Source organism: Leptolyngbya sp. FACHB-60 (genome assembly GCF_014695775.1).
GTDB lineage: Bacteria > Cyanobacteriota > Cyanobacteriia > Phormidesmidales > Phormidesmidaceae > Nodosilinea.
The window spans coordinates 16,751-38,609 of sequence record NZ_JACJOX010000050.1 but is presented as its reverse complement, the minus strand read 5'-3'; the positions used below and the strand labels follow the sequence as shown (position 1 = coordinate 38,609).

Here is a 21,859-nt window from a genome sequence, read left to right as displayed (position 1 = left end):
CTATGACCTAGCTGAGCTTGCCCAATGGCTAAGATCGCAGCACCTGGCGCAAGTCGCCAACGACCGGTACCAGCTGCTCCGCCCGCTCCAAAGAATAGCTGGCTAACGCTCCCCAAGCTACCCCCAGCACGCGGTCAAGGGTAATATCGTTCTTCACCAACGACCATAGCCGCTGCACCTCCTGGGTGTGCAGCCGATCGTCCTCGGTCAGAGCCAGCACAATCATCTGGCGCAGGCGCGCCCCTTCCTCAGACATCAGGTAGCCGATGCCCATTCCCGCCGTGGGCAGCAGGTCAAAGCCGGTGTCTCCCTGGGCGATCGCCAGCATGTTTTCTAGCCGCTCCCACTGCAGCTGGCCATCCTGAAACAGCACTTCCAGCAGCCGCTGGCGCAGGGCCGGGGTTTCACCCACCAGCAGGCGACGGGCCACGTAGGGATAGGCTACATTGATAATTTTGAAGTTGGGGTTGAGGCTCAAAGCCAACCCCTCCTGAGTGACCAGTGAGCGAATGATCAGGGCAAACTTAGCCGGCACCCGGAATGGATATTCGTACATCAGCTCTGAAAACTGATCGGTGACGGTCTTGAAGTTAAAGTCGCTCACTTTGGAGCCCAGGGCGCTGCCCAACACCCGCTGGAGGGCGGGAATAATCGGACCCAGATCGGTTTCAGGCGTAAGAAAGCCCAGCTTGACAAAGTCTCGTCCCAGGTTGACAAAGTCTTGGTTAATTAGGTGAACGACCGCATCCACCAGGGTTTCTTTCGTGAGCTGATCAAGCTGATCCATCATGCCGAAGTCAATATAGGCCATCCGCCCATCGGCTAGGGCAAACAGGTTGCCGGGGTGAGGGTCTGCGTGGAAAAACCCAAACTCTAATAGCTGGCGCAGCCCCGCCGTCACGCCAATCTCAATCAGGCGATCGGGGTCAAGGTTGTCTTCCTTGAGCGAGTCCGTATCGGTGAGCTTACAGCCCTCGATCCACTCGAGGGTGAGCACCCGCTGACTACAGTAGGGCCAGTAGATAACAGGCACCTTAACCGTGGGATCATCTTTGAAATTGGCGGCAAATCGCTCGGCGTTGCGACCTTCGTTGAGGTAGTCGATTTCCTCAAACAGCTTGGTGCCGAACTCATCCACAATCAGAGTCAGGTCGTGCCCCAGATTGAGGGGCAAAAAGTTGCCTAGCCAGCGCGCGGCCCAGCGCATCAAATAGAGGTCGCGGCACAGCACTGGCCGTAGGTAGGGGCGCTGCACTTTGACGGCAACCTCCTCCCCCGTAAATAGCCGGCCCCGATATACCTGTCCCAGGCTAGCTGCGGCTACCGGTAAGGCCGATAGATTGCTAAAAATTTCTTCGGGGCTGTAGTTGAGTTCTGCCTCTACGATCGCCATCGCCTTGGCGGTCGGAAAGGGCGGTAGCTGGTCTTGCAGCTTAGTGAGCTCATCGAGAAAGTCTTGCCGCACCAGGTCGGGCCGCGTGGAGAGCGCCTGACCTACCTTAATAAACGTCGGTCCTAGGTTAGTCAACACCTGACGCAACTGAATCGCTCGGCGGGGGCGATTTTGCTCCTCTTTACCGAACCACTGATCCATCTGCAGGCCCAGCACAAAGGTGCCTAGCCACCACAAAATTTGTAAAACTCTCCAGGCCAGGGTGCCCAGTCGCCAGCGAAAGTAGCGGGCGATCGCCGCTGCATCGTAGGTGCCCATCAAAGCCAGATCTGTCGTTGCCACTATGCCACCTGCCCCTTACATTACTGTGCGGTGCTGCCCTAGCGGGTGGGGCTATCGCTGGTTCAGGGATGCCGTCAACGGGCAAAAGCGCGTTGAGACATAGCGGCGATCAAGAACCCCTAAGCTGGGTTAATCTACCTTAAATATAGTATATAAAACTACAAACAAATTCGACTAAGCCCAGTGAGAGATTCAGGGCTTGTCGGAATTTTGACCTTAGGTTGGGGCGACAGGCTTAGCAATACTGGGCGGCCTTGAGTCCTACCTCGGTCAACACAGATTTTAAAGTTTGCACTACCTGTTCCTGAGCCGCTGCTCCTAGTTCGGGGAACATAGGCAGCGACAGCACCTGCTGAGCCGCAGTTTCTGCTTGGGGAAGATCGCCCGGTTGATAGCCCAGGTCGCGATAAACGGGCTGTAGGTGCAGAGGCAGTGGATAGTACACCATGCAGATCACTCCGGCCTCTCGCATCAGCTGTTGCACCTGGTTGCGCTCTTGGCCCTCAGCGGTAGCCTGAGGTAGACGCAGGGTGTACTGGTTCCATACCGAGCGACCAAAGGTCACGGGTAGGGGTTGTACGACTTCGGTGACTGGGGCTAGCAAGTCGTGGTAACGATCGGCTACCTGCGATCGCTGCTGGTTCCAGCGATCGAGGTGGCGTAGTTTAATGGCCAAAATAGCTGCCTGCACTGAGTCGAGACGGCTGTTAACGCCAATAGCCTCGTGGTGATACTTCACCCGACTGCCATGCTCACTCAGCATGCGGGCCGTAGCGGCTAGACTGTCGTCGTTAGTGGTCAGGGCACCACCGTCGCCGCAGCCCCCCAAGTTTTTTGTGGGGAAAAAGCTAAAGCAGCCCACCTGCCCAATCCGACCGACCTGCTGGTCCATCCACTCCGCGCCAGTGGCTTGGGCACAGTCTTCGATCACCATCAGGTTGTAGCGGGCCGATAAATCCATGATTGGCCCCATATCTACGGGCCGACCAAACAGATGTACGGGCATGATAGCTCGGGTGCGATCGCTGACAGCGGCCTCAATTTTGGCCACATCTATATTGAAGGTGTCGAGGTCAATATCAACGAACACGGGCGTTGCCCCCACGGCACTAATCGCTTCCGCCGTGGCAATAAACGTAAAGGGCGAAGTGATTACCTCGTCGCCGGGGCCAATGTTCAATGCCCGCAAAGCCAGGTAGAGGGCGTCTGTGCCAGAGTTGCACCCAATACAGTGCTTAGTGCCTACATAGTCTCCAAAGGCCTGGGTAAAGGTTTCGACGATGGGTCCATTGATGTATTGTCCAGAGGCTAGCACCTCGGCCACGGCAGCATTCACATCCGATTGAATTGCTCGAAACTGCTCCGTAAGATCAACAGGAGGAATTACACTCACTCGCTCACACTCACCTAGTGGATAGGCCTAGTTTACCCTACCCCACGGCCCCGTCGAGTGCGTTATGTGCTGTCCAAAGGGCGATCGCTGCCCCTGCCCAATCTATCCATGGCCCTGTGGTCTAGGAGTTTCCCGTGCTCAATTCATCCCTTACTTCTACTGGCTCGTCTATCCCCGGGGACGAGCACACTCGCTGGATGCAGCGCTGTCTAGAGCTGGCTCGTCTCGCGGTCGGCCAAACAGCCCCCAATCCAATGGTGGGGTGCGCAGTGTTGCAGCAGGGTTTAGTGGTTGGAGAAGGCTTTCATCCAAAGGCTGGGCAACCCCACGCCGAGGTGTTTGCCCTAGCCCAAGCCGGAGCCCGTGCCCAAGACGCCACCCTCTATGTCAACCTAGAACCCTGTAATCACACCGGGCGCACTCCTCCCTGCACAGAAGCGGTGATCCGAGCGGGTATTAGTCGGGTGGTGGTGGGTATGGTTGACCCCGATCCCAGAGTCTCCGGCACAGGCATCGAGCGACTTCGCCAGGCCGGTCTTGAGGTCATAGTTGGAGTCGAAGAAGACGCCTGCCGACAGCTCAATGAAGCCTTTGTGCAGCGAATAACCCGCCAGCGCCCCCTAGGTCTGCTGAAGTATGCCATGACCCTAGACGGCAAAATTGCCGCTGTCAGCGGCCATAGTGCTTGGGTCACTGGGCCCACAGCTCGCGCCGCCGTGCATCAGCTACGTGCCACCTGCGATGCGGTAGTCGTTGGTGGCAACACTGTTCGCCACGACAATCCCCGATTGACCAGCCATGGTCATAGCTCCCACAACCCTCTGCGTGTCGTTATGAGCCGCCGCCTCGAACTTCCCCCTACGGCTAATCTATGGCACACAGAAACCGCACCAACCACGGTCTTTACTGAACCTGAGGCCGACCCAGCCCGTCACCAAGCGTTAGCCGCTGAAGGCGTTGATGTCGTTGTGCTACCGGCACTCACCCCTCGGACAGTCACCGAGCAGCTTTACCAGCGCGGCTGTGCAACGGTGCTGTGGGAATGCGGAGGCTTCTTGGCGGCTCAGGCTATTCAGGATGGCGTCATCGACAAGCTTTGGGCCTTTGTGGCCCCTAAGCTGATAGGCGGCGTGGCTGCTCCAAGCCCCATCGGCGACCTAGGCCTGCAAAATATGGGCCAAGCCTTAACCTTGAGTCGCACTACCTGGCGTCTTCTAGGAGATGACCTGCTGTTAGAAGGCTATTTAGACTTGCCCTCTGACGCTTAGCATAGCCAACATTGAAGCAGACTGCTACAGCTGTATGGGGCTACTGCCTAGGCATTGAGAGCTAGGGATAAATGCGTACAAGCCGAGGGATGTCATACATCAACTCTCGGTTGCGCATAGAGGCCTCAAGCACCAGCCGTAGATCGTCTTTGCCGCGAAATGAATCTACTCGCTGACGCACCTCACCCTGCTCAAATATTAGCAGCGTTGGCAGGTTTGAGAGGCGGTAGGTGTTGGCCAAACGTAGGTTTTCATCGGCATTGATATCGACCAGCTTGACGTGGCCCTCCCACTCGGCCTGAAAGCTTTGCAGAACTGGGATAATGAGCTTGCAGAGCCCGCACCAAGGCGCCCAAAAATGAACTAGTACGGGGAGTTGTGACTCGAGCACAGCTGTTCTAAACGTGGCTTCGCCAACAGACATCGGCATCTATAAGTTAATAAAGGAATTTAACTAACTCTCCAGGCCAATTCCTGAGCAGAACCGCTGGACAAATATGAGCTTGTTGAAGTTGGGGGGAGAAATATGCGGTTGCTATCGGGATCATTGTAGACCAGTTGAGAATGGAAGTTAATAGGTCAGAATAAGGATTGTGCCAAAGCCTAACATAGGGCTTTGGCAATGGAAGCTACCGCTGATTTACATCATGGAGCGCTCATAAGTAGCCGCGCTGTTCAAGATACTGGACGTAGTTTTACCCTCAGTTCGAAGATCTAGCACCCGAGGGGCTGGTGCTGCCGGAGTAAGTTCAAAGCCTCAGCAGCCGGTAAAGGTTTGGCAAAAAAGTAGCCTTGACCATAGTCACATCCCTCCTGCTGTAGCATGGCAACCTGGGTAGCAGTCTCTACCCCCTCAGCCACCACTTCCATGCCAAGTTTTTGCCCAAGAGCCAAAATAGTGTTGATGATGGCTCGATCTTCGTTGCTTTTCTCCAAGCGTCCTACAAAAGATTTATCCACCTTCAGAGTATCCATAGGAAATCGGTGCAGGTAGCTAAGGGACGAATAGCCGGTCCCAAAGTCATCAATGGCCAGCTTCAGGTCTAAAGACTTGAGCTTGAGCATCAGATCGATCGCAGCATCCACATCGCCCATCACCATGCTCTCGGTAATTTCAAGCCGAATGCAGTGGCCGTCAACCTGGGTTTCTTTCAAAGCGACTTCGATTTGACTGATCAAATCGGTTTGACCAAACTGACGATTAGAGAGATTGATACTCATAGTCAGGTGGCGATAGTGAGGCAGCAAGGTGTGCCATTGGTGCAGTTGCTGACAGGCCTCGCGGAAAATCCACTGCCCTAGGGTCATAATTAGCCCGGTCTCTTCTGCCGCTGGAATGAAGGCACTGGGCAGAACAAAGCCGCGATCTTTCTGATGCCATCGCACCAGAGCCTCAAACCCAGCCAGTGCTCCCGTTTTGAGATTGATGATTGGCTGGTAGTAGAGCAAAAACTCGTGGTTGTCAATGGCACTAATTAAGTCGCTTTCGAGCTGAAGGCGGTTGACTGCTTCGGTCAGCATGCCAGCAGCAAATACCTCAAATCGCGACTTGCCTAGGGCCTTGGCTCGGTACATGGCGGTGTGGGCGTCGCGCAGCAAATCTGCTGGTTTGTGCTCTAACCCTGGCTGGCTAATAGCCACCCCAATGCTGAGGGTGCTGGGCAATTTTTGGCCATGCAGGGTGAGAGGTTCTGAAAGGACGTACTGAAGTTTATCCATCAGTTCTCCGGCAGCGGTGCTAGAGAGCTGGGTGAGTAGGAGGGCAAACTCATCGCCGCCAACCCGGGCTACTTGAGCCTCGGGGGGTATGTGCTGCCCCAGCCGTTTAGCCATCATTTGCAGCACCTCGTCACCCACTTGGTGACCGAGACTTTCGTTGATTACCTTAAAGCGATCGACGCCCATAAATGCCACTATCACAGGCTGTTCGGGACTTTGTCGGTAGTGGAGGGCCTGCTGAATAGTATTGATAAAGGCTTCACGGTTGGGCAAACCGGTGAGGGAGTCATGGGTGGTGCGGTAGAGCAGCTTGTAAGCTAAAACCACTGCTGCTGTGGTTGTCATGCCCAGGGTCGGTTCGGCTAGGGGAAGCCACACTAAGCCATTGACCCCTAGCCAGCCAATTCCGCCTAAGGTTCCTAGGAGCAGGCCGCAGGATAGCAGTAGCCCGCTAGGGCGCTTAACGATCCAAACTAGGGTGCCGACGGCTAAACACCAGCTCCAAAGCCATAGCCCTTCGGCCCAGGGGGGCAGGAATCGGTAGCTAGCAGGCTGTCCGGTAACAACATCCAGCAGCTGGCGCACCATCTGCCCGTGGATGACTACCCCAGGCATGGTTAACTCACTGTCTTGATTGAAGCTGAAGGGGGTGTAGAAGCGGTCTTTGAGGCTGGCGGCGGTGGTGCCGATGAGGACAATGTTGTCGTCAATCCAGGCTGGATCAAACTGCTGGCTAAGCACTTGACTAATAGAGAGGTGACGGGCCGGCATTTGGTCGGTGTGATAGCGCAGCAAAATTTGATAGCCGCTGCTGTCTACATCTTGATAACCGCCATCTCGGCCCGAAAGCACCGGAATCGCCCGATCGCCCAGATAGAGGTGATTGGCCCCAGCCTTTAGAGCGTCAGTTGCATAGCCCTCATAGGCCATAACCACCCGCAGGGCGAAGGAATAGTAGCCGCCGTCGCGGCTGCCCACAAAAACCAAGTTGCGGCGGATAATGCCGTCAGAATCGGTAGGAAAGTCGTTGAAGCCGATCCGCTCTGGCTCAACGGTAGGTGGGGGCGGCACTTCGCCCTGACCCTGGGTGCTGCCCACATTCATAATGGCTATCAAGTTGGGCGCAGCTAGGGCTTCAACCAAATCAGCCGACCCTGGTGGACGCAGCGTGCTGCGGTAGAGGTCTAGCCCTATAACCCTTGGGGTATGAACTTGAAGGGTTTGAATGACGTCGGCTAATATGTCGTCGTTGAGGGGCCAGCCGTACTGGCGAATGTCTGCCTCAGTAATGCCCACAATCGTCATACGGGGTTCAAGGTCTTGGCTAGGGCGCAACCGCACCAGATGGTCGAAGAGAAAGAATTCAGCTGGTTCTAAAACAGTCAATACTTTGGCGCTGGTCACTAGGGCGCTGGCCACCAAACTGGCCAACAGCACAATTTTGCCTCCGGTGGTCAGGGGGGTTGCTCCCCACCAGTGGAGCACCTGGGGAACCACCCGGCGCCACAGCCGGTGGTTTATTCTGTTGAGCGTCGCTTTCACAATCGCTGGGCCTTTGAAGACAGAAACTAAATAACGAAGAATGTCTCAGGTAGCACACCCAGTCCCCTAACCTTGTTGAAACGTTGACCGAGGCAAAGGACATTTGTTAAGCATGCCCAGATGGAGTTGTGCAACTCTCTCCAGGTAGTTGCTAGCCTCGTGTGCATCTGTCCCTGTAGCCTAACAGCTGAGGCTGGCAACGATGCTGGCTTTGGCTTTCGTAATACAAGCTAAAGGCGGCTGCTCCTAGCTTTGGAACTGCCGCCTTGGGTTGACATTTAGGTTTCGATATCTCTACTGATAGTGCACCGCTGCCGCTGCTGAGGACGGCATGGGGCAATTGTTCTGTACTAGTGGCTACTAGGTTGAAGGGGAGTTACCCAGTGAGTGCCACCGCCCTGGCGTCGGCCAGGGAATTCGTCTCGGCTGTTGGCGCTCGCCACTGACCCTGTGCCAAAGGCCTGCAAAATGATCAATATAGCTAGCGATAGTATTCCAATAGTAAGAACCGGAGGGTGAGAACGAACCGTGTACTTTAGCGAAGTTTGCATAACAGTTATCGTTGTGTCCTCAAGTAAATAAATTTGACCTGAGGGTAGACGCTCCCTAAACAACATTTGCGACCCAGGCCTACTCTACAAAGTAGCGAAGCCTAAATCTATTAAGGCTGAAGCTAGTGATGACCATCGACGGAGGACCCACGGAACTTAGGATTACGAAAATTTACGGAACTTTTCTAAACCCAAGGCAAAGGTTTGTGAGGATTGTATAAAATTTCCTAAAACTTTCCGGATTCCGGTAAATTCCAGTGGGAGAGCTAGTGTCTTGAGCTAGTGGCCCCAACAAAAGTTTGAACCAGTCATCTGTAAACCTACGGAATTCGAGTCGCGATCGCCTTCACTAGTTCATTTGTGCCACTGCTAGACCCAGTAAAAGTCCAATCAGGGCGCCGATAGTCGTGTTCATGCCATTGACGACCTCGTTGGTTAGCCACGGTATGCGGGTTTGCAGCGTGGCTCCAATGAGGCTTTCTAAAGTGGTTGCCACAAAGGCCGCCACCAGACAAATGACGATGCCCCAGAGGTTAATGAGCCCGACGGCCCAGCCTGCTAGGGCCATCACCACCGACCCTGCTACTCCAGCCAAGGTGCCCTCTAGGCTAACGGCCCCTTCGGTCCCAGCTGGGACGGGCTTGAGCGAGGTGATCAGAAAGGTGTGTCGGCCGTAGGCTTTGCCCACCTCACTGGCGGTGGTGTCGGAGAGTTTGGTGCTGAGGCTGCTGACGTAGGCCAGCGCCAGCAATGGCAGCCAGAGGGCTTGGCTGGTGGGGCTAGTGGTTGCTCGAAGGATAGCGATCGCTCCGGCACAGACTGCTGCTGCTAGGGCAGAGCCCCAGACATTCTCTGGCCCCCTGACCCCCGATCGCCCTTCGGCAATTCCGGCTGCTTCCTTACGGCCTTTACCCAAGCGGGTAACCGCTGTTCCAGCCAGAAAGTAAGCCATCATCACGGCATAGCCACGCCAACCTAGACAGCCCCAAACAATCACCCCCAGTGCCCAAGCATGGCCGTAGCCGGCTGGAGTTAGCAGCTTTTTGGGCAGTTTCCAGGCGATCGCCAGCAGTAGGGTATTTACCAGCCCGCCTATGAGCCAGTCAGTTAGCTGCCCAGAGCCTTGAATAGATGGAGTTAGCGCCGAGAAAACCGCAGATAAAGCCATAGCGTCACTTTAGAGGCATTCTTGCTCTATAGGGCAAAGGTCTTGTGCAGGTGCAGGCAGTTCCCCTGGTCGGGGGCTGGTTCATAGGTGAGGCGATCGGCAACGAGGTACATGATTTTTAGTCCCCGTCCTCCCTCTGAGTCAGGGTTGTTGACGCTAATTTTGTGCCTCAGCATTGAGGCTAGATCAAAGCCAGGGCCGCGATCCCAAATGCGAATGTCGATGGTGCGATCGCTCACCGATACTTCGATGCCAACAGGAGTTTCTAAGGGCAGCCCGGCATGGGCATGGCGTACCGCATTGGTGAACCCTTCAATCAGAGCAAGCTGACACTGAAGCCAAATGTTGTGGGGAATAGGCGTTGTCTGAAACTGGTCAAACCACGCTAAGACCGACTTTAGCGCCGTTGGGTCGGTTTGGGTTTCAATCTGGCTAGTGTGCTGGTAAGTCAAAACAGGCAACGGCTAGATAGCTCACCTTTGCATCATAGGCCTAACCCCACCCTGGCAAAAGCCTTAAGGGCAAGAGTTTTACATCGCCTATCGCCCCATCACCGTTAGGGGATTGAGCCAGGTCAGCAGATGGTGGCGTAGGTGAGTGAGGTCTCGATAAAACTCCTGGCGCATAAATTGCCCCAAAGCATCAAGGGGGCTGAAGGCTGCTCCTGGCTGCCAGCCCAACTCTTGGGCAATAGGTGTGGTGTGAGAACCCTGCAAAATTTGAACGGTAGTGGACTCGGGAAACCGCCGCACCAGCACCTCCGACAGGGGGCGGGTTTGATCGATGGTATCGCTGCGGAATTTAATGAGTAGATTGTGGGATACGGGATAGCGATCGCGCACCAACCCCAGAGTAGCCTCAGGGTCGGGGGTAAATTCCACATTGAAGGCCGGGTTAAACTGCACCACCTGCTCTAAAAAGGGAATCGATCGCCGGGCTGGGTAGTTATTAAAACTCATATAGATATTGCCAGCCCGCTCCACCTGCCACAGGCTATTGATTAGCAGATGAACTTTGCAGCCCATGCTGTGCCCTAAGCCGTAAATAGGCATTCGGTAGTTAGCCAGCCCTCGCTTGTCGAGATACCGCAGCGCTTGATCGAAGGTGACCAGCACTTCCTGGGCGATGGCCGCATGGTCAAAGGTATTGATAAATGGCGTTGCTACCACCAGATAACCCTGTCGAGCCAGATTTTCTAGCAGCCATTGGTAAGTGACGCTGGGGGCAGCTGCCACAAATGCTCCCCCCAAAAAATGCACGATCGCCGTGGGGTTAGGCGGCACTAAAATCCAGTTGCCAGAGACCTCTTGCCAGTTCATTGTGCTTTGTAGTGCCTTTGCCCAAAATTACAGTAGAGGAGGATCCCCCCTATTGATTACTGTAGCCAGTTTGGGGCAGTGACGGTACCACCACAGTTAAGCTGGGGAGATTGGACTGGCTAAGTTACCGCTGTTGCGTTCCCATTCCGTGGAGCGGTAAGCTCGGTGGGCTGGGTTAAGGAAAGGCTATGAGTCAAGATGCTGCGATCGCAGAGCGCACGGTGTCGGTCAACGGGTTGACCTGGTTTTACCGTGACCTTCAGCCCCTGGGCGACTCCTCTCGGCTGCCGGTGCTGCTGCTCCACGGTCTGGTATCGCAAAGCTATAGCTGGCGACAGGTCATGCCTACCCTGGCCCAGCGAGGATTTCGAGCGATCGCCCCCGACTGGCTTGGCCATGGTTTCTCCGATAAGCCCGATCGCCGCGACTTTGACTACACCCCCGCTGCCTTGGCCGCGGCCCTGGGTAGTTTTATCGACGCCCTAGAGCTACCCCAGGTGCATCTGGTGGCCCAAGGATTTCTTGGTTCCGTTGGCATTCAGTACGCTCTTCAGCATCCTGAGCGGGTCGATCGCCTGGTGATGATCAACGCTCCCATTGGCCCTGGTGCCAAACTCCCCTGGAAGATTCGCCAGATGGGTTTGCCCCTGGCCGGAGATATGATCACCCAAGACCCGCTTCTGGTCGATCGCACCCTGGAAGGCGGTGGCCCCTACCAAATCGACGACGCCGACCTAGACGTATATCGCCGCCCATTTCTAAAAAGTTCTGATGTGGGGCGGGCACTGATGACCACGGTGCGCCGCATGGATATTGAAGCCAGCAGCCAGGCGATCGCCGCTGCCCTGCCTACCTGGGATCACCCCACTCTAGTGTTGTGGGGTCAAAAGGATCCCTGGCTGCCAGTTAGTCTGGCAGAGACCGCTGTTCAAACCCTTCCCAGCGGTGAACTCCAAACCTTAGAAGAAGTGGGTCACTATGCTCAAGAAGACTGGGCCGAGAAAGTCGCCGCCGCCCTCGATACCTTCCTGCGTCAGATGGCCGTGTAGCCGAGTTTGAACGGCCCAGCTAATGTTACCCATCCTTCCCCGCAGCCCAGCTCAGTCGATAACGGCTTAGAACAATAAAATAATGCCTAAAGCAGTAGCTTATCCCAAACAAATGGGCAATGCTGTTGCTTAGGCCATAGGGGTTTACCAAAGGAGTACGCGATGGCGGTCAAACAGCAATTTCAGAGCTTTGAAGACCTACTGGCCGGATCTTCAGGCCCAGTGCTAGTTGATTTCTATGCCACCTGGTGTGGTCCCTGTCAGATGATGGCAGGCATTCTAACCACCGTCAGCAGCCAGCTTAAAGGACAGCTCAAAATCGTCAAAATCGACACCGATAAGTATCCGCAAATTGCCTCTCAGCACCGTATTGCGGCCCTTCCTACACTGGTGTTATTTAAAGCCGGGCAGCCTATAGATCGCATCGAAGGCGTACTGCCAGCCGACCAGCTAGTGGCACGGCTTCAGCCTCATCTGGGCTAGGGCATGACTGTTGTACCCTGTGCGATCGCCCTAGGCAGCAACGTGGGCAACTCCCGAAAAACTTTGCAGCAGGCGTTAACGACCCTAGCTCACTGTCCTGATATAGAAGTGATAGCGCAGTCAAGCCTCTACAAAACCGTCGCTATTGGCCCCCCTCAGCCTGACGTTCTAAATGCCTGCGCCCTACTCGAGACTCCCCTATCAGCCCAAGACCTACTCAATCAGCTACTAGCCATAGAACAGCACTTCGGTCGAGTGCGTCACGAGCGATGGGGCCCACGCACCCTTGACCTCGATTTGCTGTTCTATGGCCAGTCGATCATCACAGAACCATCCCTGCATGTTCCCCACCCCCGTCTGCGGGAGCGCGCCTTTGTGCTCATCCCCCTAGCCGAAATTGCCCCCAACTGGCGCGATCCTGTCAGTGGTCAATCGATACGCTCCCTATGTCAGGCTGTTGACCCTACTGGAGTTCAGCCACTTGGCCCAATTAGCGCCTCGGCCTAATCCACTCACTCTCAGCCGGCTACAATGGGTTGACCGCCAGCGCCCTTTCTTATCCGTCATCTATGCCTTTGGGTCAAGAGCCTCCTCAACTGCTCAAGCAGCGCTTATTTTACGAGGGCCGCAAGTTCAATTTCGAGGTCAACCGCCTACGCCTGCCAAACCGAGCAGAAGGCGACTGGGAATGCATCCGCCATCCAGGTGGGGCCTTAGCTGTACCTGTAACTGCCAATGGTGAGTTAATCATGGTGCGCCAATATCGCTTTGCTGTGCTTGGACGGCTGCTAGAGTTTCCAGCCGGCACAATCGAGGCTGACGAATCCCCTGCCGACACCATTCGTCGAGAAATTCAAGAGGAAATTGGCCACAGCGCTCAAACCTGGCTACCCATTGGCAACTTTCCTTTGGCCCCTGGCTATTCAGACGAAATTATCTATGCCTTTCTAGCCACTGACCTAGATGCCATCGAAGTGCCTCCCGACGCCGATGCCGATGAAGATATCGAAGTCGTACGGTTTACCCCTGCCCAGTTTGAGAAAGCCATTTTGGCCGGGGAAGCGGTAGACGCTAAGTCTATCGCCAGCTTCTACCTGGCAAAACCCTACTTGGAGAAGCTGGCAGCTCTATAAGTTAGCCTAAAACACCGCTAGTCGTAGTATCCCACTACAGTTTCAGTGGCGTAGCGTACCTTGGGTAGGGCGGCATACTTATCATCGTCGGCACGATAACCTACTGCGCATAGCACCACGGCTGAATAACCCTGCTCAGGTAGTTGCAGCAACTTATTAAACTTGTCCTGCTCAAAGCCCTCCATTGGGCAAGTATCAACCCCTAGCATGGCCGCAGAGTACATTAAAAACCCTAAAGCAACATAGACCTGTCGAGTTGCCCAATTGTCCATCGTAATCGGGTAAGGAGGCTCTGCCAAAAATCCCTTGACCATGTTGCTATATCCATCGAGCGTTTCGGTAGGCACCTGGCGCACCGTTGTCATGCGCTCTACGAACTGGTCAACTTCCGTAGTACCCACATCTTTTTTGATGGCCAGCACCACCAGGTGAGAGGCATCAGTGACTTGGGCCTGGCCCCAAGCATGTTCTCTCAGCTGCTGCCGCAGAGCAGGGTTTCTCACCACAAAAAACTTCCAGGGTTGCAGCCCAAAAGAGGATGGAGACAGCACAAGACTCTGCTCCAGAACCGCCCACGTAGCATCAGAGATTTTGCGGCCTGGGTCGAACTGCTTGGTAGCATAGCGCCAGTTCAGCTGCTGAATAACTTGATCAGGGGTAGTAAGTGAATGGGGCATAGCGGTTGTGGAAGTGCAGTAACAGCAGACTCAAGGTAAGAACGATAGGGCTTTGTGGATAACGTTCCTGTATGGCATGCTAAGCCACGCAGCTACCCACTGCGTTAACGCTTGTCTAAGCTGAAACCCGTTCAGATCTGCCAGGTCCAGATTCGTAGTAGGGTTTGAGCCAGTCTAGGCTCAGCTCGTAGAGATGATCGATCGCCCATGTAGCTCGACGGTGAATCATCTGGTAGGGGTAGACATGGGCCACGCCCAGTACGGGCACTCCTGCCCGTTTAGCAGCCTCAATACCAGCGAAGGAATCTTCTATGGCTAAGCAATCTGTCGGCTGTAGAGCTAGGTCGGTGAACTGCTGATTGAGGCGCTCAATGGCAAGTAAATAGCTATCTGGGGCGGGCTTACTGACCCCGATAGTCAGATCATCTGACGAAATAATCAGCTCCACATAATTGCCCCAGGCCGTCTGTGCTAGTACAGCTTCAATTTCCTCGCGTCGTGCTCCAGATACAATCGCCAGTTTGAGCTGTGCTGCCCTGATTTGGTAAACCAAATCGTCAAGACCTGGATATAGCGGCAGTTGATCCAATGTGGTCAGCACTTCTCGATAGCGGGTAGCTTTACGGTCAAGCAGTTTTTCTAAGTACCCCTCAGGTATTACTCGTCCTTGACGAGTAAGTAGCTCACTGAGACAAGCAGCATCAGAGCGACCCAGGCAATATTCCGCCAAGTCCTGGGGGTTAGGTCGAAGATTTTCTTCTAGGAGCAACTCCTCAATCAACCGCCCGTGGATGGCTTCATCGTTAATCACGACACCGTTAAAGTCGAGTAAAACTGCCTTAAGAGCCATTGATCTAGTCGGAAGGATATTAAGAGATGTAATGCCTAAGATGCAGCCTTTAGCTTAGCCCGGTTTTGGCCTCTAAAGAACGCTCTTCCGGCCTTCTAGATCAATGAGTTTGGGGTTTTGCGGGTCAGTTCAGTTCGGTAGGATAACCAAACATCATCTCTAGATTAGAGGCGTTTAGCAGCGCTTCAGACGACAGACCCTTGTCCCGTAAAACTACGTAGATAAGCGCTTACCCTCCGCTAGAGTACCGTGGATCAACTATGGTGAATATCGGTGTCAATCCCGAGAATAAGGACAGTTCTCAGCGAACCCGCTCTCGTAAGGACACCCGCAGATATGGCTACTCAAACTTCGACAATTCGCTCTCGTGGCATGGAACTGCTGATGCAGTACAAGCAGTCTCCCTCTGTACAACTGCGTAACAAGCTGGTGCAACTCAATGCTGGACTAGTGCGCAAAATTGCTCACCGCGTCAGCCATCAGTGTTCTGAGCCCTACGAAGATCTTGAGCAGATTGGCTACATCGGCTTGATTCGTGCCATTGAGCGGTTTAACCCTGGTCAGGGCTGCGCCTTTAGCTCCTTTGCTGTACCTTATATTCGCGGTGAGATGCTGCACTTCCTGCGCGATCGCGGTACTACAGTTAAGATTCCCCGCCGCTGGCAAGATCTACAAAAAGAGTCTCAAAAACTTCAAATGGAGCTGATGCGCTCCTTAGGCCGCAACCCCAGTGATAGCGAAATGGCTGAAGCGCTGGGTGTACCGGTCAAGGAATGGCGCGAAGTTAAGATGGCTCACAAAAATCGCCTTCCCCTTAGCCTTGACGCTACTGTCTGCCAGCAGGTTGACTCGAACATCACCCTTGGTGAAACCCTGCCTGACTCTCACTATCAACTCATGCAGGCTTTGGAAGAAGATCGTCAACAGATTCAGCGGGCGTTGAACCAGCTTGAGTCCAAAACCCGCACTGCTATTGAGTTTGTGTTCTTCAAAGGCCTGTCCCGTAAAGAAGTAGCTGAGAAAATTGGTGTCAGCCCCATGACCGTTACCCGTCGCATTCAGCGCGGTGTAGACGAAATGATTGCTTACCTGCAACCTCAGGAGCTTGGCGTAGATCCCTAGTTTAGAGCTGTTACGAGAGCGATCGCCGCAGGTAGTCTATTCAAGACTGTCTGCGGTTTTTCCGTTTAGGGTGTATGGCTTAAGTCCATTTTTTTGCCTCCTACACAATCCCCAAACTTCTGCACTGTATAGTTCTCAGCTTTGCACAAAAAAGTATCTACGCCTAATTGGAGCCCGCCGGGCTCTAAAGAGTCTGGATGCGGTTCCCTGGCAAAGCCTTAGTCACCATAAATAGCTCTAAGGGCGATCGCATGGTTTCGGCAGGTGTTGCCTCCGGTCTCTCTGTTGCTTTGAGGTTGCCGGAAACCACACGATGCGTTGCTAATGCTCATGAAAACTCTGCACGACTTGTTCGCTGGCCTCTTGGGCGGTGTGGGTGTCTCTCGGGGGGTACAAGACCATGGCCCCTAATGCTGGAACAGCTTCTTGCCAAAATGAGAATTGCTGGGGTTTCGAGTCTCCTAACTAAATCAACTGCTGCAATAGCTCAAATTATCGGAAGCATTTTATAAAAAACACTTATCCTTTTGGCGCGATGACCACCCTTCAACCAGCAAATCTAGCTATAGACTTAAAGGTATCGTTCAGAATCGAAGCATAGACTTCTATCTTCTGTTGGATATGTATATCCAGGTTTGAGCGACCCAGTCTCTCCTTGAGAGACTCTCTATTCACAGGTGAATTTCTAACAGGTGTTTTCGTAGCGGCGGGCACTGGCCCGCCACCGCCACACACACTCAATCAGCATGGAGCGGACACCATGAACAAGTTTGACTCAACTAAACTGCGAACCAAATTTGACAACACCAGCGAAGGCTGGCTAGTGCAGGTATATAGCGGCGATCGCCGCCTGCTCTGCGTGCTCGATTCGTCTCACGCCTGGACTTTTTTGTTGGGCTGTGGGTGCGGTCTCCTACTGGCGGTGGGGTGGTTCAACCTCGCCAGTACTAATCCGTCCACACCTTATGGGCCAGCAACAACTCCCCCCGAAATGTGGGTTGATTAGCAGCAACTCTTCGAGTTCGCCTAGGTTTGTCAGTGGTGCAATATCCGTGACCAGATTGTTGCTTAACGGGAGCGATCGCAGCTCGGTTAACGGTTGCAGCGGTGCGGCATCAACAATCTTATTGCCCTCAATCTTTATAAACGACGTGGAGCATTGAGAAAAGTCTGGGATCGCGATTTGCATTAGCCAGGGATATGCTGGGGCGCACTAAGTAAAAGGAAAACTTATGACATGGATTTGACATTGCGTTTCAAATTCAGTTTGGGGGAGCACAAAAATCTGCGCGTTTCAGGATAGAGTTAAACACATAGAGATTTAGGTCTTGATAGATAAGGGTCTATTCAGGGCGGTGCGGGACAGCCACACCTTCCACCCCTATCTAGAGAGCGGCTATCTCTAAACATCCTGTTGGCAGGTCTCCCGTAACACCTGTGCTGTAGGGGTGAAGCGATTCACCCTTTCTTTTCTAAAGCTCACTTATCACAACAATCACTCCTCGTTGAGGAGGTGGAAGGAGGTTTTGATGGATTTCATGTCCGAGTTCTTAGCGAATTTTGGGGCGCAGTTGCAGTCCCCGACCCTTGGCTTTCTGATTGGCGGGATCGTCATTGCCGCTCTCGGTAGCGAACTGCAAATTCCCGATGCGATCTATAAGTTCATCGTCTTCATGCTGCTCATCAAAGTCGGCCTAACCGGCGGTATGGCGATCCGAAATGCTAGTCTGGCGGAGATGCTGCTGCCCGCGCTGTTCGCCGTGGTAACGGGGATCGTAATCGTGCTCATCGCGCGCTACACGTTCGCTAAGCTGCCGGGCATCAAGGTTGTGGATGCCGTTGCGACTGGGGGCTTGTTCGGTGCCGTGAGTGGTTCTACCATGGTCGCTGGCATCACGGTACTGGAAGGGCAAGGCATCGAATACGAGGCTTGGGCTGGCGCACTCTATCCCTTCATGGATATCCCAGCGCTCGTGACTGCGATCGTAATAGCTAGCATCTACACCAATAAGCAGAAGCGCGATAAGTATCTCAAAAATGAGAAGTATCTCAAAAATGAGGAGTATATCGGCATGCAGCCGGTTGCTGTAGGCGGGGCTCCCATCGACCAGCCCGTTCCCGTAGGCGGTTATCCCACCAGCGATCAACGTAGTTCTGCAGACGGATATCCCAGCGAGTCTGGCGGTTCCTCAGGCGGGTACTCCAGCGGGTCGGGCGGCACCCCAAGCAGCCGAGTCAAGATCTGGCCCATCGTGAGGGAAAGCATCCAGGGATCTGCTCTATCGGCACTGCTGCTTGGTCTTGCCCTAGGCATCCTCACTCGACCGGAAAGTGTTTACGAAAGCTTCTACGATCCTCTCTTCCGCGGCCTGCTTTCGATTCTGATGCTGATTATGGGTATGGAGGCTTGGGCAAGACTCAACGAACTGCGCCAGGTGGCCCAGTGGTACGCCCTATATGCCTTTGTGTCGCCCTTCTTGCATGGGTTTATCGCCTTCGGTCTCGGCATGATTGCCCACTATGTAACGGGATTCAGCGCTGGCGGCGTCGCGCTCCTGGCCGTCATTGCCGCCTCCAGTTCAGACATCTCAGGACCGCCCACGTTACGAGCTGGTATTCCGTCGGCCAACCCCTCCGCCTACATCGGCGCGTCCACAGCCATCGGCACCCCGGTTGCGATCGCATTGTGCATACCGCTCTTCGTCGGGCTTGCCCAGGCTATGACGGGTGGCTAATTCCAAACGGTTCCGGTCTGTCGGTGCTCCCCTGACCCGCAGACCAGTGGTTCAATCAATATATATGTAAGGAGGTAACCTACATGGCTAAGCAAGCCAAAAAGCTCGTCATCGTCACAGAAAAAGTGTTGTTGAAGCAGGTCGCTAAGATCATCGACGAAGCCGGCGCAACTGGTTATACGGTAGTGGAGACTGGTGGTAAAGGTAGTCGCAGCGTGCGCTCGTCGGGACAGCCCAGCGTTTCTGACACAACCTCGAATATAAAGTTTGAGGTGCTTACCGAAAATCAGGATATGGCCCTGAAGATTTCGGATCGGGTCGCATTGGAGTTTTTCGACAATTATGCGGGCATCGCTTATATCTGTGACGCGGAGGTACTGTACGCGCACAAGTTCTGCGGCCCAGACGGCTGTTGAAGTGAGACGACGCAGACTCAAAAAGCCGGGGTCATGCCCCGGCTTTTTAGTAATCATATTCCTGACCTACAGGACGTTGACGACGACGAAGTCGGTCTCAAAATTGCCCATAGGCTTCATACCCCAATTGCCACTGACCGACCTTTTCGCTGTGCAAAATGGTTTCGGGATTATCCAAAAGCAACAAACACCGTTGTGATCGCAGATACTCCATCACCTTCGACAACTTTCCGTCCACCGTTGAAGGGATGACAGGATCGTTTCCTTGAAGCGGCATCAAAAATTTTAGCAGGCTAGTTAGCAGATCATCGAGGAAGGGGCGTTGGCAAGCGATCGCCACACGATCACATCAAATTCAGACTGCATTTGCAGGGCTGCTTTGACCGCGATCGTACTTTTACCAATGCCCCCAATTCCGAATAGCCCAACCACACGGCAGCGGTCTACCACCATCCACTGCCACAGTTGCGCTAGCTCGGTTTCACGACCATAAAACACGGAAGCATCGACAGCATTGTCCCAGTTCTGCTGAGGATTGGCTAGCTGGCTAGACAACGTTTCCACCGATGCGATCGGAGAAACATGATCGGTCTTTAATAATTCCAGTTCAAAAGATTGGAAGAGAATCTCTAACGATTGGCGATCGTCCCCCAGTTCACGCTTCAGAATCCGGGCCAGGGTGTTGAGAGATAGCCCAGTGCGTTCATTCAAATCTTCCTGGGTAAGCCGCTTACCCCAGTTTTCCTCCGGCTCTACTTGCTGCTTTGTCGCTTGAAACCGTTGCCATCCATGGGGTGATAGAACGACTCCCCTCATGCGTGCAGAGGACGTTCTACCGCGTCTGGATTGTTGAGTATTGTCAGCCATGGGTTAGCCAGCAAGGGTTAGAAGGAATCAACCTCCTGAGAAGAGTGAGATTGTACGGGGAAGCACCAGATTTCTGAAATCCAAAATCCAACCTGTATCCCAAGATGGTTTTACTCAAAGGTCTACCTTTGCGTATAGAAAACCCATCTCAACTTATCTCGGTGCTTAACGCACAGAACTTGAGTGTTCTGAATTAGGTTCTCGTTGAACAATGAAACCCATAGACGGGCACTAAGTCCTCTTTCCATTCCCTTCCACAAACAATCGTGAGAAACCAGTTATGACACAGTCAACCAGCACAGACCGCCTCATCCTAGTCACCGGCGCTACAGGCAATCAGGGCAGCGCGATCGCCCATCATCTTTTACAACGCGGCAATTTCAAGGTTCGTGCCTTGGTGCGTGACCCAAACAAGCCTGCTGCTCAAGCCCTCCAACAGGCAGGCGCAGAACTCGCTGTTGGAGACCTCAACGATCGCGCTTCCCTCGATCGCGCTTTGCAAGGTGCCTACGGCGTTTTTTCGCTACAGATCTTTCAAGATGGATTAGACACCGAAGGCCGTCAGGGCAAAACGGTTGCAGACGCGGCGAAAGCGGCGGGCATCCAGCACTTCGTCTACAGTTCGGTGGGTAGCGCCGAACGCAACACGGGTGTTCCCCACTTCGACAGCAAGTTTCAAGTCGAAGAATACATCCGAGCCAGCGAGTTGCCCTATACAATCCTGCGGCCCGTATTCTTCTTCTACAACTACAACCTGCTGCGCCCGATGCTTGAGACCGGAAAGCTCTTTCAGCCATTGAGTCCTGAGACGAAGTTGCAGCAGCTTTCTGAAGAAGATTATGGGGAGATGGTCGCTGACGTATTCGATCGCCCCGCAGACTTCATGAAGGGCGAAGTTGAACTTGCCAGTGTGGACATGACCATGCCGGAAATTGCTGCTGCGTTCAGCCGCGTTTTAGGCAAGCCCGTCGAATACCAACAAATTCCGTTTGAAGCGTTTGGGCAGCAAATCGGAGAGGAGTTGACCATCATGTATCGCTGGTTTGAGAACGTTGGCTACGGGGCAGATCTAGCCCAGTTGAAGCGTGATTTTTCTGCACAGACTGACTTTGAATCTTATTTGCGCGATCACGATTGGCAGAACCAGCCAGAAGCGCAGCCGGTGTCGGGTCAATGATTCTTTGAAACTACTCAATATCAGAGACAGCCACTGAATCAGGGACTTTTTTCTGAAGAACACCACGCTTCACCATAAGTTGCAGGTTGACTCAATGAACTTGCGTGGGCTAAATGGAATGTTTGTTGAAGAATGAGAATAACGAGGTAAATGTCGAGTCAGCGATTTCGTTCCTTTGAATAATGCGGTGAAGGCGGCTTCCTCGTTCTCAATGTACTTTGAAACTATTGCTTTTTAAGGAGATCGGAACAGTGATTTTGGCTACAACAGCTACGATTGAAGGCGAAAAAATTGTTGATTACTACGGGATAGTCAGTAGCGAAACTATCTTGGGTGCAAATATTCTCAAAGACTTTCTTGCAGCCATGCGTGACATGGTAGGCGGGCGCTCAGCGAGTTATGAGAAATCCCTTAGAGCAGCTAAAGAGACTGCCCTAAAAGAGCTGACTGATCAAGCAGAAACTTTAGGTGCAAATGCTGTGGTTGGCATCGCCTTGGACTACGAAACAATCGATTCTGGCGGTGGCAGCAGTATGTTGATGGTTGCCGTGAGTGGAACGGCTGTACGCTATCAGGAGCCTCAAACCGTTTAGAAGCCGACTTTTCAAGGGAAGTCGAGCACACCAAGTGATATGGGAAGGGAGAGGGATGGGGG

The 21,859-nt window shown here is 53.7% G+C and carries 21 protein-coding genes; 11 read left to right on the top strand and 10 right to left on the bottom strand.

Features of this window, described 5'->3' with window-relative positions; all coding sequences use genetic code 11:
- Positions 1-28: 28 nt before the first annotated feature.
- Together H6F57_RS19280 and H6F57_RS19275 are read right to left on the bottom strand one after the other, a co-directional pair.
- Positions 29-1,711, bottom strand: a complete 1,683-nt coding sequence (locus tag H6F57_RS19280) for an AarF/ABC1/UbiB kinase family protein (protein ID WP_190626872.1) — start codon at positions 1,709-1,711, stop codon at positions 29-31.
- Positions 1,712-1,970: 259 nt separating this feature from the next.
- Positions 1,971-3,128 carry an aminotransferase class I/II-fold pyridoxal phosphate-dependent enzyme gene (locus H6F57_RS19275; protein ID WP_190626650.1) on the bottom strand — a complete coding sequence of 386 codons (1,158 nt, stop codon included), beginning with the start codon at positions 3,126-3,128 and terminating at the stop codon, positions 1,971-1,973.
- Positions 3,129-3,298: 170 nt separating this feature from the next.
- Between H6F57_RS19275 and ribD the strand changes: the two genes are divergently transcribed.
- Complete coding sequence (gene ribD, locus H6F57_RS19270) at positions 3,299-4,396, top strand: bifunctional diaminohydroxyphosphoribosylaminopyrimidine deaminase/5-amino-6-(5-phosphoribosylamino)uracil reductase RibD (protein ID WP_313933590.1); 1,098 nt, start codon at positions 3,299-3,301, stop codon at positions 4,394-4,396.
- Between the two features lie 61 nt (positions 4,397-4,457).
- Here the strand turns inward: ribD and H6F57_RS19265 are convergent, their stop codons facing one another.
- The 5 genes from H6F57_RS19265 to H6F57_RS19245 form a co-directional block, all read right to left on the bottom strand.
- On the bottom strand, positions 4,458-4,826 hold the full coding sequence (locus H6F57_RS19265) for a thioredoxin domain-containing protein (RefSeq protein WP_190626648.1): 369 nt from the start codon (positions 4,824-4,826) through the stop codon (positions 4,458-4,460).
- Between the two features lie 284 nt (positions 4,827-5,110).
- On the bottom strand, positions 5,111-7,657 hold the full coding sequence (locus H6F57_RS19260; protein ID WP_190626647.1) for an EAL domain-containing protein: 2,547 nt from the start codon (positions 7,655-7,657) through the stop codon (positions 5,111-5,113).
- A 900-nt stretch (positions 7,658-8,557) separates the two neighbouring features.
- Entirely contained in the window at positions 8,558-9,376 is an 819-nt protein-coding gene (locus tag H6F57_RS19255; protein WP_190626646.1) for a TIGR00297 family protein, read from the bottom strand.
- A 26-nt stretch (positions 9,377-9,402) separates the two neighbouring features.
- Entirely contained in the window at positions 9,403-9,828 is a 426-nt protein-coding gene (locus tag H6F57_RS19250) for an anti-sigma regulatory factor (protein ID WP_190626644.1), read from the bottom strand.
- Between the two features lie 87 nt (positions 9,829-9,915).
- The gene (locus H6F57_RS19245; protein ID WP_190626643.1) at positions 9,916-10,695 is read right to left on the bottom strand and encodes a DUF1350 family protein; all 780 of its coding nucleotides are present in this window, start codon (positions 10,693-10,695) and stop codon (positions 9,916-9,918) included.
- 188 nt (positions 10,696-10,883) lie between these two features.
- Between H6F57_RS19245 and H6F57_RS19240 the strand changes: the two genes are divergently transcribed.
- The 4 genes from H6F57_RS19240 (at position 10,884) to H6F57_RS19225 (ending at position 13,360) form a co-directional block, all read left to right on the top strand.
- The gene (locus H6F57_RS19240) at positions 10,884-11,744 is read left to right on the top strand and encodes an alpha/beta fold hydrolase (protein ID WP_190626641.1); all 861 of its coding nucleotides are present in this window, start codon (positions 10,884-10,886) and stop codon (positions 11,742-11,744) included.
- 162 nt (positions 11,745-11,906) lie between these two features.
- Positions 11,907-12,227, top strand: coding sequence for a thioredoxin (gene trxA / locus H6F57_RS19235; RefSeq protein ID WP_190626639.1), 321 nt, complete (start codon positions 11,907-11,909; stop codon positions 12,225-12,227).
- 3 nt (positions 12,228-12,230) lie between these two features.
- Positions 12,231-12,734 carry a 2-amino-4-hydroxy-6-hydroxymethyldihydropteridine diphosphokinase gene (gene folK, locus H6F57_RS19230; protein WP_190626637.1) on the top strand — a complete coding sequence of 168 codons (504 nt, stop codon included), beginning with the start codon at positions 12,231-12,233 and terminating at the stop codon, positions 12,732-12,734.
- A 62-nt stretch (positions 12,735-12,796) separates the two neighbouring features.
- The gene (locus H6F57_RS19225) at positions 12,797-13,360 is read left to right on the top strand and encodes an NUDIX hydrolase (protein WP_190626636.1); all 564 of its coding nucleotides are present in this window, start codon (positions 12,797-12,799) and stop codon (positions 13,358-13,360) included.
- A 17-nt stretch (positions 13,361-13,377) separates the two neighbouring features.
- Here H6F57_RS19225 and H6F57_RS19220 read toward each other — a convergent pair whose 3' ends face one another.
- Together H6F57_RS19220 and H6F57_RS19215 are read right to left on the bottom strand one after the other, a co-directional pair.
- Positions 13,378-14,037 carry an NAD(P)H-dependent oxidoreductase gene (locus H6F57_RS19220; RefSeq protein ID WP_190626634.1) on the bottom strand — a complete coding sequence of 220 codons (660 nt, stop codon included), beginning with the start codon at positions 14,035-14,037 and terminating at the stop codon, positions 13,378-13,380.
- Between the two features lie 115 nt (positions 14,038-14,152).
- On the bottom strand, positions 14,153-14,887 hold the full coding sequence (locus tag H6F57_RS19215) for an HAD family phosphatase (RefSeq protein ID WP_190626632.1): 735 nt from the start codon (positions 14,885-14,887) through the stop codon (positions 14,153-14,155).
- A 336-nt stretch (positions 14,888-15,223) separates the two neighbouring features.
- Here H6F57_RS19215 and H6F57_RS19210 point away from each other — a divergent pair, with 336 nt between their 5' ends.
- From H6F57_RS19210 to H6F57_RS19195, 4 genes are all read left to right on the top strand, one after another.
- Positions 15,224-16,009, top strand: a complete 786-nt coding sequence (locus H6F57_RS19210) for an RNA polymerase sigma factor SigF (RefSeq protein WP_190626630.1) — start codon at positions 15,224-15,226, stop codon at positions 16,007-16,009.
- Positions 16,010-16,769: 760 nt separating this feature from the next.
- The gene (locus tag H6F57_RS19205; RefSeq protein ID WP_190626628.1) at positions 16,770-17,015 is read left to right on the top strand and encodes a hypothetical protein; all 246 of its coding nucleotides are present in this window, start codon (positions 16,770-16,772) and stop codon (positions 17,013-17,015) included.
- 523 nt (positions 17,016-17,538) lie between these two features.
- Positions 17,539-18,744 (top strand): sodium-dependent bicarbonate transport family permease, encoded by a 1,206-nt coding sequence (locus H6F57_RS19200; protein WP_190626627.1) that lies wholly within the window; start codon positions 17,539-17,541, stop codon positions 18,742-18,744.
- An 83-nt stretch (positions 18,745-18,827) separates the two neighbouring features.
- Positions 18,828-19,160, top strand: a complete 333-nt coding sequence (locus H6F57_RS19195; protein WP_190626625.1) for a hypothetical protein — start codon at positions 18,828-18,830, stop codon at positions 19,158-19,160.
- Positions 19,161-19,457: 297 nt separating this feature from the next.
- Here the strand turns inward: H6F57_RS19195 and H6F57_RS19190 are convergent, their stop codons facing one another.
- On the bottom strand, positions 19,458-19,976 hold the full coding sequence (locus H6F57_RS19190) for an NB-ARC domain-containing protein (RefSeq protein WP_199292404.1): 519 nt from the start codon (positions 19,974-19,976) through the stop codon (positions 19,458-19,460).
- A 331-nt stretch (positions 19,977-20,307) separates the two neighbouring features.
- Between H6F57_RS19190 and H6F57_RS19185 the strand changes: the two genes are divergently transcribed.
- Positions 20,308-21,204: an NmrA/HSCARG family protein gene (locus H6F57_RS19185; protein WP_190626623.1), complete on the top strand. Its 897-nt coding sequence runs from the start codon at positions 20,308-20,310 to the stop codon at positions 21,202-21,204.
- Between the two features lie 251 nt (positions 21,205-21,455).
- A complete protein-coding gene (locus H6F57_RS19180; protein WP_190626868.1) occupies positions 21,456-21,797 on the top strand; it encodes a heavy metal-binding domain-containing protein in 342 nt (113 codons plus the stop codon).
- Positions 21,798-21,859: the final 62 nt, after the last annotated feature.

Bases quoted from the DNA above. Each gene is read 5' to 3' on its own strand.
- H6F57_RS19280 (WP_190626872.1), bottom strand. From the start codon at position 1,711: ATGGGCACCTACGATGCAGCGGCGATCGCCCGCTACTTTCGCTGGCGA.
- H6F57_RS19265 (WP_190626648.1), bottom strand. From the start codon at position 4,826: ATGCCGATGTCTGTTGGCGAAGCCACGTTTAGAACAGCTGTGCTCGAG.
- H6F57_RS19255 (WP_190626646.1), bottom strand. From the start codon at position 9,376: ATGGCTTTATCTGCGGTTTTCTCGGCGCTAACTCCATCTATTCAAGGC.
- H6F57_RS19245 (WP_190626643.1), bottom strand. From the start codon at position 10,695: ATGAACTGGCAAGAGGTCTCTGGCAACTGGATTTTAGTGCCGCCTAAC.
- H6F57_RS19240 (WP_190626641.1), top strand. From the start codon at position 10,884: ATGAGTCAAGATGCTGCGATCGCAGAGCGCACGGTGTCGGTCAACGGG.
- trxA (WP_190626639.1), top strand. From the start codon at position 11,907: ATGGCGGTCAAACAGCAATTTCAGAGCTTTGAAGACCTACTGGCCGGA.
- folK (WP_190626637.1), top strand. From the start codon at position 12,231: ATGACTGTTGTACCCTGTGCGATCGCCCTAGGCAGCAACGTGGGCAAC.
- H6F57_RS19225 (WP_190626636.1), top strand. From the start codon at position 12,797: ATGCCTTTGGGTCAAGAGCCTCCTCAACTGCTCAAGCAGCGCTTATTT.
- H6F57_RS19220 (WP_190626634.1), bottom strand. From the start codon at position 14,037: ATGCCCCATTCACTTACTACCCCTGATCAAGTTATTCAGCAGCTGAAC.
- H6F57_RS19215 (WP_190626632.1), bottom strand. From the start codon at position 14,887: ATGGCTCTTAAGGCAGTTTTACTCGACTTTAACGGTGTCGTGATTAAC.
- H6F57_RS19210 (WP_190626630.1), top strand. From the start codon at position 15,224: ATGGCTACTCAAACTTCGACAATTCGCTCTCGTGGCATGGAACTGCTG.
- H6F57_RS19205 (WP_190626628.1), top strand. From the start codon at position 16,770: ATGAACAAGTTTGACTCAACTAAACTGCGAACCAAATTTGACAACACC.
- H6F57_RS19200 (WP_190626627.1), top strand. From the start codon at position 17,539: ATGGATTTCATGTCCGAGTTCTTAGCGAATTTTGGGGCGCAGTTGCAG.
- H6F57_RS19195 (WP_190626625.1), top strand. From the start codon at position 18,828: ATGGCTAAGCAAGCCAAAAAGCTCGTCATCGTCACAGAAAAAGTGTTG.
- H6F57_RS19190 (WP_199292404.1), bottom strand. From the start codon at position 19,976: ATGAGGGGAGTCGTTCTATCACCCCATGGATGGCAACGGTTTCAAGCG.
- H6F57_RS19185 (WP_190626623.1), top strand. From the start codon at position 20,308: ATGACACAGTCAACCAGCACAGACCGCCTCATCCTAGTCACCGGCGCT.